This is a genomic window from Enterobacter sp. Crenshaw (genome assembly GCF_024734705.1).
GTDB lineage: Bacteria > Pseudomonadota > Gammaproteobacteria > Enterobacterales > Enterobacteriaceae > Enterobacter > Enterobacter asburiae_B.
Map to the genome: position 1 here is coordinate 1,639,162 of NZ_CP102932.1, position 11,763 is coordinate 1,650,924.

At 61.5% G+C, this 11,763-nt stretch carries 12 protein-coding genes; 3 read left to right on the top strand and 9 right to left on the bottom strand.

Going from position 1 to position 11,763, the window contains the following annotated elements; genetic code table 11:
* The first annotated feature begins 14 nt into the window (after positions 1 to 14).
* Positions 15 to 284, top strand: a complete 270-nt coding sequence (locus NWV12_RS07680; protein WP_023311079.1) for a DUF1778 domain-containing protein — start codon at positions 15 to 17, stop codon at positions 282 to 284.
* Positions 285 to 311: 27 nt separating this feature from the next.
* A complete protein-coding gene (locus tag NWV12_RS07685; protein ID WP_172620298.1) occupies positions 312 to 812 on the top strand; it encodes a GNAT family N-acetyltransferase in 501 nt (166 codons plus the stop codon).
* A 73-nt stretch (positions 813 to 885) separates the two neighbouring features.
* Here the strand turns inward: NWV12_RS07685 and rutG are convergent, their stop codons facing one another.
* The 7 genes from rutG to rutA are packed head-to-tail and all read right to left on the bottom strand — an operon-like array spanning position 886 to position 6,320.
* A complete protein-coding gene (gene rutG, locus NWV12_RS07690) occupies positions 886 to 2,208 on the bottom strand; it encodes a pyrimidine utilization transport protein G (protein WP_048979074.1) in 1,323 nt (440 codons plus the stop codon).
* A gap of 21 nt (positions 2,209 to 2,229) precedes the next feature.
* Positions 2,230 to 2,724: an NADH-dependent FMN reductase RutF gene (rutF, locus tag NWV12_RS07695; protein ID WP_048979075.1), complete on the bottom strand. Its 495-nt coding sequence runs from the start codon at positions 2,722 to 2,724 to the stop codon at positions 2,230 to 2,232.
* A 9-nt stretch (positions 2,725 to 2,733) separates the two neighbouring features.
* On the bottom strand, positions 2,734 to 3,324 hold the full coding sequence (locus tag NWV12_RS07700) for a malonic semialdehyde reductase (protein ID WP_033145164.1): 591 nt from the start codon (positions 3,322 to 3,324) through the stop codon (positions 2,734 to 2,736).
* Between the two features lie 9 nt (positions 3,325 to 3,333).
* Complete coding sequence (gene rutD / locus NWV12_RS07705) at positions 3,334 to 4,134, bottom strand: pyrimidine utilization protein D (RefSeq protein ID WP_048979076.1); 801 nt, start codon at positions 4,132 to 4,134, stop codon at positions 3,334 to 3,336.
* Positions 4,135 to 4,141: 7 nt separating this feature from the next.
* Entirely contained in the window at positions 4,142 to 4,528 is a 387-nt protein-coding gene (gene rutC, locus NWV12_RS07710; protein ID WP_010429508.1) for a pyrimidine utilization protein C, read from the bottom strand.
* Between the two features lie 11 nt (positions 4,529 to 4,539).
* Positions 4,540 to 5,229, bottom strand: a complete 690-nt coding sequence (rutB, locus tag NWV12_RS07715) for a pyrimidine utilization protein B (RefSeq protein ID WP_033145167.1) — start codon at positions 5,227 to 5,229, stop codon at positions 4,540 to 4,542.
* Complete coding sequence (gene rutA, locus NWV12_RS07720; protein ID WP_048979077.1) at positions 5,229 to 6,320, bottom strand: pyrimidine utilization protein A; 1,092 nt, start codon at positions 6,318 to 6,320, stop codon at positions 5,229 to 5,231. Before rutA ends, rutB begins: the two co-directional genes overlap by 1 nt.
* 245 nt (positions 6,321 to 6,565) lie before the next feature.
* Between rutA and rutR the strand changes: the two genes are divergently transcribed.
* Positions 6,566 to 7,204 carry an HTH-type transcriptional regulator RutR gene (gene rutR, locus NWV12_RS07725; RefSeq protein ID WP_023311087.1) on the top strand — a complete coding sequence of 213 codons (639 nt, stop codon included), beginning with the start codon at positions 6,566 to 6,568 and terminating at the stop codon, positions 7,202 to 7,204.
* A 73-nt stretch (positions 7,205 to 7,277) separates the two neighbouring features.
* Here the strand turns inward: rutR and NWV12_RS07730 are convergent, their stop codons facing one another.
* Together NWV12_RS07730 and putA are read right to left on the bottom strand one after the other, a co-directional pair.
* A complete protein-coding gene (locus NWV12_RS07730; protein ID WP_039261695.1) occupies positions 7,278 to 7,670 on the bottom strand; it encodes a lysozyme inhibitor LprI family protein in 393 nt (130 codons plus the stop codon).
* Between the two features lie 51 nt (positions 7,671 to 7,721).
* Positions 7,722 to 11,684 carry a trifunctional transcriptional regulator/proline dehydrogenase/L-glutamate gamma-semialdehyde dehydrogenase gene (putA, locus tag NWV12_RS07735; protein WP_048979078.1) on the bottom strand — a complete coding sequence of 1,321 codons (3,963 nt, stop codon included), beginning with the start codon at positions 11,682 to 11,684 and terminating at the stop codon, positions 7,722 to 7,724.
* Positions 11,685 to 11,763 lie beyond the last annotated feature (79 nt).

The window sequence follows — 11,763 nt, forward strand, 5'->3', positions numbered from 1 at the left end:
CGGTGATGTAAACCATGCCAGCACTTAAAAAACAGCGTATCGATCTTCGCTTAACGGACGAAGACAAAACAATGATTGAAGAAGCGGCGGCGATGACGAACCAAACGATCACCCAGTTTATGGTGAACAGTGCGTCAGAGCGTGCTGCAGAGGTCATCGAGCAGCACCGTCGTCTCGTATTAAACGAAGCATCATGGACTGCGGTGATGGATGCCATCGACAATCCGCCTGAGCCAAATGAACGCCTGAAACGAGCAGCAAAACGGCTTCGAAACATGGAGTGAAGCGCCGTGGAGAATCTCACGATCGAAATGTTATCAGAGGGAACCGATTATGACTTCGAGTATTTTGATTGTGGCGAACCCTCGCTAAATGCCTTCCTTGCTGAACATCTGGTGCGTCAGCACAATGGGCGTATTTTACGAGCCTACCTGCTTAAAGAGCGCGATCGTCCGCGTGTCCTGGGTTATTACACGTTATCGGGAAGCTGTTTTGAAAGAGCGATGCTTCCTTCTAAGACTCAGCAGCGCCGGATCCCTTATATCAACGTACCCAGCGTGACGCTGGGACGTCTGGCTGTAGATAAAACCCTACAGGGAAACGAGTGGGGAACAACGCTCGTTGCGCATGCTATGCGCGTTGTCTACCTGGCTTCACAGGCTGTGGGGGTACACGGAATATTTGTTGATGCCCTTGACGAGCGGGCAAAACGATTTTATCTGAAGCAGGGCTTTATCCCGCTGACAGCTGAAAACAGCCATTCTTTGTTCTTCCCTACAAAATCTATCGAACGGCTGTTTGAGCAAGAGTGATTGCTTTACTACCTGTTGTTCTGAAGGAATGTACACGTCGGGTGATGCCTGGCCGTCACCCGACATGGTGATTTCACGAATCCTGATGCACCACGGCGCCCTGCGGCGCGGCGGCCATCCGGCGGCTCAGCAGGGCGTTAAGCAGGATCGCACCGAAGGTCGCCGTGCCAATCCCGCCAATCGTAAAGCCGCCCAGCGTCAGGGCAAAATCACCCGCGCCCAGCACCAGCGTGACCGCCACCATAATCAGGTTGCCGTTCTGGCTGAGATCGACGCGATGCTGCACCCAGATGCGCGCGCCGGCCACGGCGATCAGCCCAAACACCACAATCGATGCACCGCCGATAACCGGTGACGGAATGGTGTGGATCAGCGCGCCGAACTTCGGTGAGAAGCCGAGCAGCATCGCCATCACCGCCGCCGCCACGAAGACCAGCGTCGAGTAGACCTTGGTCACCGCCATCACGCCGATGTTTTCAGCATAGGTGGTGACGCCGCTGCCGCCTACGGAACCGGAGAGCATGGTCGCCAGACCGTCACCGACGAACGCGCGGCCCATGTACGGATCCATGCTGCGCCCGGTCATTCCCGCAACCGCCTTCAGGTGGCCTAAGTTCTCCGCCACCAGGATCACCGCCACCGGTGCGATAAGCATCATCGCCTGGGTGTTAAAGGTGGGCGAGGTCATTTTCGGCAGGCCGAACCAGGCGGCCTGATGGAGCAGCGTAAAGTCAACCGGCTTGCCCAGACCGAAAACGTTGGCCAGCAGGGCGTAGACCAGACAAGCCACGATGAGTCCGACCAGAATCAGCAGGCGCTGGATCATGCCGCGCGTGAACACCGCCACCAGGCCGATGCACAGCACCGTGATCACCGCCATCCAGCTTTCAAACGGCGAGGCGGAGACGCTCCTGACCGCAATCGGCGCGAGGTTGAGGCCTATCGCCATCACCACGGCGCCCGTCACTACCGGAGGCATCATTCGCTCGATCCAGCGCGTGCCGATTTTCATTACCACCAGACCAATCAGGGTGTACACCAGGCCGCAGGCGATGATGCCGCCGAGGGCCACGCTCAGGTTGGGGTTGATCCCCTGGCCGTTAAACCCGGTGGTGGCGATGACGACGCCGACAAAGGCGGCGCTGGAGCCGAGATAGCTGGGCACGCGCCCGCCGGTGACGAAAAAGAACAGCAGCGTGCCGATACCCGACATCAGAATAGAGAGGTTGGGATCGAGTCCCATCAGCATCGGCATCAATACCGTGGCGCCAAACATGGCGACCGCGTGCTGAACGCCCATCACCATCGTCTGCCCGAGCGGGAGACGTTCATCCGGCGCGACCACGCCTGCTTCTGTGGAGGTCGATTTCAACTGCCAGTGGGGAAATCCGAACATGGTCTGTCTCCTTAAGGCGGGTTAACAGGCGGGGCGCATAAGCGCGTGGTAGCCGCGGTCAAACCACACCAGCCCTTGCGGTGCGGGGTGGCGAATAATCGAAATAATGTCGCAAAACAGAATGTCGTGGGTGCCGACGCTTACCACCTGGCTGATGCGGCAGTCAAACGAGGCCAGCGCATCTTCCAGGCGCGGACAGCCCGTGTCGCCCGTCTGCCAGCGGGCGGCGGCAAAGCGTTCCGCCATCGGCGTTTTCCCGCCAAACAGGTTAGATAAAGGCTCCTGTCCGGCGCTCAGGGTATTCACGCAAAGGGTGCGGTTTTCGCTAAAGGTTGACCAGACGGACGCGCCGCGGTTCAGGCACACCAGCAGGGTGGGCGGTGAATCCGTGACGCTGCACACCGCGCTGGCGGTGAAGCCTGCCATCCCCGCCGGGCCGTCGGTGGTGATGATGTTGACCGCCGCGCCAACGCAGGCCATGGCGTCGCGAAAGGTTTGTTTATCCGGTGATGTCATCATCGCTCCTTACGCCAGCCCGCAGGCGTCGTCGAAGTCCAGGCGCGGCAGGCGCCCGTAAAGTTTGCGGGTATCGCCATAGCCTATGTTGATCAGCAGATTGCTTTTAAGCGTCGTGCCGGTGAAAAAGGCTTCGTCGACCTTTTGGCGGTCAAATCCCGACATCGGGCCTGTGTCCAGCCCCAGGGCGCGACAGGCGAAAATCAGGTAGGCGGCCTGCATTGAGCTGTTGCGAAAGGCGGTCTCTTCCGCATGCGCGGGGCTGGTGGTGAACCAGCTCTTTGCATCGCCGTGCGGGAACAGCTCGGGCAGGCGCTCGTAGAATTCACCGTCCCAGGCAATAATCGCCGTGACCGGGGCGGTGAGCGTTTTCTCGAGGTTGCCGCTGGAGAGCGCCGGGCGCAGCTTCTCTTTTCCCTCCGCGCTTCGCACAAACACAATCCGCGCCGGGGAGCAGTTGGCGGACGTGGGCCCCCATTTCATGAGGTTGTAGATTTCGCGCAGCGTTTCGTCGCTGACGGGCATATCCTGCCAGCCGTTATGGGTGCGCGCGCCGGTGAACAGCGTTTCCAGCGCGGCGGGGGTAATGGCTTCGCTCATTAAAGCTCCTTATAAAGCGGGTTCCGGGCTGTGCAGCAGGCTGGCAAGCCCGTTCAGCAGCAGGGTGTTAAAGGTATCCGGCTCGGTGACGTTGCAGGCGTGCCCGCCCTGGCGCATCACCGCGCTGTGGCTGTGCGGGATCGCCGCCTGCAGCTCGGATGAGCAGACTGAGGGCACCAGCATGTCGTCGGCAGAACAGACGATCTGTACCGGGCAGCGAATGCGCGCCGCATGGCGGCTGAAGTCGGCCTTTTTCAGGGCGCTGAGCCTGTGCAGCAGGTTGGTTTTACCCTGGAAATGGGCCAGCGCCAGCGCTTCTTCGGCCTCCAGACGGGGCGCGCGGGCGGCCATCCAGTCCGCCGGGTAGAGAAACAGCGGCTGCGCCTCGACCCACGCCTGTGCGCCGCCGTAATGCAGCAGGCGCTCGCGGATCTGAAAGCAGCGGCGGGTGTGGGCGTTGAGGGTCAACCAGCCGTTGACGCACACCAGCGCGGTGAGGGCGTCGGGCCTGTCGAGGGCCAGCTGCAGGCCGACCAGCGCCCCCAGCGCGTGACCCACGACGCTGTAGCGGACAATCCCGGCTTCAGCCAGCGCCTGGGCCAGCTCGTCCGCCATCTGCGCAAGGCTGTACCCTTCCGGCAGGGTGGCGGGGTTATTGCCCGTTCCCCGCTGGTCATAGCACACCACCTGATACTCCGGCTCCAGCGCGGCCAGCTGGGGCAGCCAGTAGCTGCCGCTGCCGCCGAGACCGGAAATAAAGACCACCACGGGCGCGCCCTCGTACGGGGGCGGCGAGACGGAAAGTTTCATACCTGCCTCACTTCGCGATGTGCGCAACGGTGGCGATCTCAACCAGCGCCTCTGGCTTCACCAGCCCGCACTGAATGCAGAACCGCGCCGGTTTATCGCCGGGGAAGAACTCGGCGTAAATCTCGTTAATCGCGGCGTAGTTTTTCCAGTCGGTGATAAAGATGCTGTTGAAGGTCACATCCTCCATCGTGCCACCCGCCGTTTCGATCACGGTTTTGATCGTCTCCAGCACGTGGCGGGTTTGCGCCTTTGGGTCGTTGATAAACACCACGTTGTTGTCTTTATCAAACGGCAGCGTGCCGGAGACATACACCACGCCGTCGGCGAGGGTGCCGGGCACAAACGGGGCAATCGGCGTGCTGGTGCCCGGCGGAATAATCACGGATTTTGGCATCAGGCGTCTCCTCAGGCGATACGGGCAAGCGGGGGAGTCAGGGCGTCGCAGAAATCATTGACGTTACTGACCCAGCCAAAAAAGGTTTCGATGTTGAACAGGGCCGCTTTCTGGGCGAATTCCGGCCCGGCCTGGTGGGTCGCGTCTTCCAGCACCACGCCAAAATACTCGAGGAAAAAGCCGTCGCGCAGGGTCGACTCCACGCAGACGTTGGTGGCGATGCCGGTGAACACCAGATGGCGAATGCCCCGGCTGCGCAGCAGGCTGTCGAGCGGGGTGTTGAAAAAGCCGCTGTAGCGCGGTTTGGGCAGGACAATATCGCCCGCCTGCGGTACCAGCTCATCCACCAGCTGATAGTCCCAGCCGCCTTTCGCCAGCAGCTTGCCCTGCAGTTCGGGCCGTTTACGCATGGTTTTCAGGGCGTTCGACTTGTGGAAGTTGGGCGAGCCGGGGCCGCCTGCCTCGACGTACTGGTCATCCCAGCCGTTCTGGAACCAGATGATGAGCATGCCCGCGGCGCGCGCGGCGGCGACGGCGGTTTTAATGTTCTCGATCACCGGCCGGGTGGCGGAGACGTCGAACCCCGCCAGATCCAGATAGCCGCCCTGGCTGGCGTAGGCGTTTTGCATGTCCACCACGATCAGCGCGCTCTGCTGCGGCGCGAAGGTGATGGCTTCCGGGCGTGCGTTAAGGGTCGTCATTACGCCACCTCCTTCGTGACGGCAGGGATGTGGGCGCGGCACTGCATCAGCGGCTGGATGCGCTCGCCGAAGGTCTCCACGCCGGTGAGGAAATCGTCGAAGGTCAGCAGAACGCCTTCCGCCCCGGGCACGGCCGCCACTTCGTCCAGCATTCTGGCGACGCTGGCGTACGAGCCGACCAGCGTGCCCATGTTGATATTGACGGCGGAGGTCGGGTCGGCCATCTGGCGAACGTTGGTATCCGCCCCGGAGCGGGTATCCTTCTGGCTCTGTTCGGTGAGCCAGCTCAGGGCCTCCTCGTCGGCGCCGTCCTTATAGCGCTCCCATTTGGCGCGCGCGGCGTCGTCGGTCTCGTCGGCGATCACCATAAACAGCACGTAGGAGCCCACGTCGCGCCCGGTTTTGTCGGCGGCCTCTTTCATGCGCGCGGCGGTCGGGGCGAAGGCGGCAGGCGTGTTCACGCCTTTACCGAAGCAGAAGTTGAAGTCGGCGTATTTCGCGGAAAACTCCATCCCCGCGTCGCTTTGTCCGGCGCAAATCACCTTCATCGGCACCGACGGCTGCGGGCTGACGCGGCAGTCGTTCATGGTGAAGAAATCGCCCTTGAAATCGCTTTTGCCGGTCCCCCACAGGTCGCGCAGCACCTGCACGTATTCGGTCAGGTAGTCGTAGCGACGCGAGAAGTACTCGTCACCCGGCCAGAGCCCCATCTGCTCGTACTCCGGTTTTTGCCAGCCGGTGACCAGGTTGACGCCAAAACGCCCGCCGGAGATGGAGTCGATGGTGGAGGCCATGCGCGCGACGATCGCCGGGGGCAGGGTGAGCGTGGCGGCGGTGGCGTAGATTTGGATCCGCGAGGTGACCGCGGCCAGCCCGGCCATCAGGGTAAAGGACTCCAGGTTGTGGTCCCAGAATTCGGTTTTGCCGCCAAAGCCGCGCAGCTTGATCATCGAAAGCGCAAAGTCGAAATGGTAATGCTCTGCTTTCTGCACGATGGCTTTATTGAGCTCAAAGGTCGGCTTGTATTGCGGTGCAGTGGTCGAGATAAGCCAGCCGTTGTTGCCGATGGGTACAAATACGCCAATTTTCATCACGAACCTCTCTTCATTACGTCGCAGGTGTATCGGTGTTTTTGCAAAGGCGGTGCCAGTTTTGAAAATGGCTGTGTTATTAATGTGTTAATCAGAAGTTGGTGGATTGATGCGGCTAAATGTGGACTAACTGGTCAAAAACATTGCACAGAAAACAGGCATTCATGCGCGATCGGAGTGCAGGATGTCGTGGCGAGTCGGGGGTTTTGCTATGCTGAGGGCAACGCAGAATAAGGAGAGCGGGAATGACACAAGGCGCAGTGAAAACACCAGGTAAACGTTCGCAGGCGGTGAGCGCCAAGAAGCAGGCGATCCTCAGCGCGGCGCTGGAGACTTTTTCGCAGTTTGGTATTCACGGCACGCGCCTGGAGCAGGTAGCGGAGCAGTCCGGCGTATCCAAAACCAATCTGCTTTACTATTACCCGTCGAAAGAGGCGCTCTATGTGGCGGTGATGCAGCAGATCCTCGATATCTGGCTGGCGCCGCTGAAAGCGTTTCGCGCGGAGCTGGCCCCGCTGGTGGCGATCAAAGAGTACATTCGCCTGAAGCTGGAGGTGTCGCGCGATTACCCGCAGGCGTCGCGACTGTTTTGTCTTGAGATGCTGCAGGGCGCGCCGCTGCTGCAGGCGGAATTAACCGGAGATTTAAAGCAGCTGGTGGACGATAAGTCGGCCATTATTGCCGGATGGGTCGCCAGCGGAAAACTGGCCCCGGTCGACCCGCATCATCTGATCTTTATGATCTGGGCCTCCACCCAGCATTACGCTGACTTTGCGGCCCAGGTTGAGGCGGTGACCGGTAAAACGCTCCAGGACGAGGCGTTTTTCCACAGCACCCTGGAAAACGTGCAGCGGATGATTATCGAAGGGATCCGCCTGCGCTAGTTTCTCCTCACCCCAGCCCTCTCCCTCAAGGGAGAGGGGGCCGTCCGCGCAGGTATTATTTTGTGGGGATCCCTCAGCCCGGCGGGAGAGGGCAGCTTAAGTCGCCCTCTTCACACTGCATCAGCGAGGCCAGAAACGCTTCGCGCTCCACGGTTTTTTCCGCCAGGCACTGGTTAACAATCATTGGCTGGACGCTCCCGCCTTCCGTCCCCGAACCGATAAACGCGCAGTCCGCATCGCGCAGGGTAATCCACGCCTGCTGCGCTTTTTTCAGCAGGTCGCGCTGAGGAGCTGCCGCGCGTTTGATGGCGGCCTGATACGTCTGGTTGAGTTTTTTATCGGCAGCCTGGTACTGCTGCGCGCTACAGGTATTCAGTTCAAGCTGGGTGGTCGCGTTGTCGCACTCGTCGGCCAGCGCGCTGGCGCTCATTAGCAGTGCCGCACTGGCGATAAGAAATCGTTTCATATACTCCCCAAAAAAATAAGGCTCCGTCTCCGGAGCCTTATTAACACAGCGTTAGCCTATTGTCATCAGGCTGGCGTTACCGCCTGCCGCCGCGGTGTTGACGCTGAGCGAGCGCTCCACGTACAGACGCTCCAGCAGCAGGTTGGTTTCCCCGCGCGCAAAGCCCTGCACGGAAACGATGGCGCCGCTGCGGGCCGCAACCTGCTCGCACAGTTCGCGCAGCTGATCGGAATCACCGTGGTAGATCACCGCATCAAACGGCTGCGTCAGCAGGCTATCGGCTTTCGCGAAGCGAATGCGGGCCGAGACCGCTTTCGGCAGCTGTTTGGCGAGATCGCGATGCAGGGCATCTTCCGGCCACAGCACTTCACAGCCGGTTGCCATCGCGGCGGCCAGCTGCACCAGCGCGTCCTGCTCGTTATCGGCCACGCACAGCACGCGCTCGCGCGGCATCAGCGTCCAGGTGTTGCGCTCGCCGGTTGGCCCCGGCAGCAGACGCTGCGTGCCCGCCTGCGCCAGCTCGCCGTACTGCTTCGCGACGGCACGCAGCTCAGGACGTTTTTCTGCCCATGTAATGAGCGCCTCCAGCGGCTGGGTCAGCACGGTTTTCAGCTGCGCATCCACCGGATAGTCCGCATCCTGGCGTGCCAGGGTGACGCCCAGGGCGTTCTCCGGACGGTTCGCCAGCAGGCGGTACAGGTAGAGCGGACCGCCCGCTTTCGGACCGGTGCCGGAGAGGCCTTCGCCGCCAAACGGCTGCACGCCCACGACCGCGCCAACCATGTTGCGGTTAACGTACAGGTTGCCCACTTTGGCGCTGCCGGTGACCTGCGCGATAGTCTCGTCGATACGGGTATGCACGCCGAGCGTCAGGCCATAGCCGGAGGCGTTGATCTGCTCAACCAGCTCGTTCAGGTTGTTACGGTTGTAGCGCACCACGTGCAGCACCGGGCCGAAGACCTCTTTTTTCAGCTCGTCGAAGCTTGCCAGCTCAATCAGCGTTGGCGGCACAAAGGTGCCGGTCCGCCATTCGCGCGCATCTTCGCTGTTCTCGCGCACCGCCTGGAACACCGGGCGGCCTTTCGCGCGCATGGTCTGAATGTGGTTTTCGATGTTGGCTTTGGCTTCCGCGTCGATCACCGGCCCGATATCGGTGGTGAGACGGCCCGGGTTGCCCATGCGGCATTCGGCCATCGCGCCGCGCAGCATCTTCAGCGTGTGGTCCGCCACGTCGTCCTGCAGGCACAGCACGCGCAGGGCGGAGCAGCGCTGACCGGCGCTGTCGAACGCGGAGGCCAGCACGTCGACCACCACCTGCTCGGTAAGGGCAGAGGAGTCAACGATCATGGCGTTCATCCCGCCGGTTTCCGCGATGAGCGGAGTAGGGCGGCCCTGCGCATCCAGACGGGTGGCAATATTGCGCTGCAGCAGAGACGCCACTTCGGTCGAACCGGTGAACATCACGCCGCGCACGCGGTTATCGGAGGTCAGTTTGGCACCGACCGTTTCACCGCGGCCCGGCAGCAGCTGAACCACGCCCGCCGGCACGCCGGCTTCGAGAAGAATGTTGATGCCCTGCGCGGCAATCAGCGGGGTCTGCTCTGCCGGTTTTGCCAGCACGCTGTTGCCTGCGGCCAGCGCGGCGGCAATCTGGCCGGTGAAGATCGCCAGCGGGAAGTTCCACGGGCTGATACAGACGACTGGACCCAGCGGACGGTGGGTTTCGTTATCGAAATCATCGCGCACCTGACCGGCGTAGTAGTGCAGGAAGTCGACGGCCTCGCGCACTTCGGCAATCGCGTTGCTGAAGGTTTTACCCGCCTCGCGCACCAGAATGCCGATGAGCGACTGCATCTGATCTTCCATCAGCACCGCCGCGCGCTCCAGAATCGCGGCGCGCTCCTGCGGCGGCGTGGCAAACCAGATAGGGGCGTTGTTCACCGCGCTGTCCAGCGCCTGATCCACTTCCGCTTCGGTCGCTTCACGCGCGTAGCCGACGATATCCTTCGGCTCGGCCGGGTTGATCACCGGCTGCATTTCGCCGTCAGCAGCGGGCTGCTCCAGCATCGGTTTGGCCTGCCACTTCTGCAGCGCGCTGTTGAGCAGGGCAGAGGAGAGGGACGCCAGACGGTGTTCGTTGGCGAGATCCAGACCCGCCGAGTTGACGCGGCCTTTGCCGTACAGCTCGCGCGGCAGGGCAATCTTCGGATGCGGCAGGCCAACCTGGCCTTCCTGTGCCGCCATCTTCTCAACGGCCTGCACCGGATCGGCCACCAGCTCGTCCAGCGGCAGGGTGGTATCGGCGATGCGGTTAACGAAGGAGGTGTTCGCGCCGTTTTCCAGCAGACGACGCACCAGGTACGCCAGCAGGGTTTCGTGCGTTCCCACCGGAGCATAGATTCGGCACGGGCGGTTCAGCTTGCCGTCCGCCACTTTACCGGTGACCTGCTCGTACAGCGGTTCACCCATGCCGTGCAGGCACTGGAACTCGTACTGGCCCGGATAGTAGTTTTGCCCGGCCAGGCTGTAGATCGCCGCCAGGGTGTGGGCGTTGTGGGTAGCGAACTGTGGATAGATCAGGTTCGGCACGCCGAGCAGCTTTTTCGCACAGGCGAGGTAAGAGACGTCGGTGTAAACCTTGCGGGTATAGACCGGATAGCCTTCCAGCCCTTCCATCTGGGCGCGTTTGATTTCGCTGTCCCAGTAGGCGCCTTTTACCAGACGGATCATCAGGCGACGGCGGCTGCGGCTTGCCAGGTCAATCAGGTAATCAATGACGAACGGGCAGCGCTTCTGGTAGGCCTGGATAACGAAGCCAATGCCGTTCCAGCCTGCCAGCTCCGGCTCGAAGCACAGTTTTTCCAGCAGATCGAGGGAGATCTCCAGACGGTCGGCCTCTTCGGCGTCGATGTTAATGCCGATGTCATACTGGCGCGCCAGCAGGGTCAGGGACTTCAGGCGCGGGTAGAGTTCTTCCATCACCCGGTCGTACTGCGCGCGGCTGTAGCGCGGGTGCAGAGCAGAGAGCTTGATAGAGATGCCCGGGCCTTCATAAATACCGCGACCGTTGGACGCTTTACCGATGGCGTGGATCGCCTGCTGGTAAGAAACCATGTAGGCCTGCGCGTCGGCGGCGGTCAGGGCCGCTTCGCCCAGCATGTCGTACGAGTAGCGGAAACCTTTATCTTCCAGCTTGCGGGCGTTCGCCAGCGCTTCGGCAATGGTTTCCCCGGTGACAAACTGCTCGCCCATCAGGCGCATCGCCATATCCACGCCTTTGCGGATCAGCGGCTCGCCGCTCTTGCCGATGATGCGGTTCAGGGAGCGGGAGAGGTTGGCTTCGTTATGAGTGGAGACCAGTTTGCCGGTAAACAGCAGGCCCCAGGTTGCCGCGTTGACGAACAGCGACGGGCTGCGGCCAATGTGGGAATGCCAGTTGCCGTTGCTGATCTTGTCGCGGATCAGCGCGTCGCGGGTGGCTTTATCCGGAATACGCAGCAGCGCTTCCGCGAGGCACATCAGCGCCACGCCTTCCTGAGAGGAGAGGGAAAACTCCTGCAGCAGGCCCTGAACCATCCCGGCGCGGCCGGTGGCGGTTTTCTGGTTGCGCAGCTTGTCGGCTAACTGATACGCCAGGCTGTGCGCCTGCGCGGCAATGGCTTCCGGCAGGCGGGCCTGCTCCAGCAGCATCGGCACGGCGTCGGTTTCGGCACGGCGGTAGGCGCCGGTAATGGCGGCACGGCTGACGGACTGCGGCAGGATCTGCTCGGCGAATTCGAGGAACGGCTGATGGTTCTCGTCGCCAGCGGCTGGAGCCTCCTCGCTTTCGTTCGCCGCGCCGGCCAGTAGGGCAGGCAGCTCCGGCAGACCCTCATCGCTCTCAAGTCTTTCGAGATAGTTAAAAATCGCCTGCTTAATTAACCAGTGCGGCGTGCGGTCAATGCGGGTTGCTGCGGTCTTAATCCGTTCGCGGGTTGCGTCATCCAGCTTAACCCCCATGGTGGTCATACCCATGCCAAAGCTCCTGTTGTTCTGTAATAGCGTTCTGTTGATAGCGTGAAATATCCACCATGTTGCAACTTTGTGCAACCGT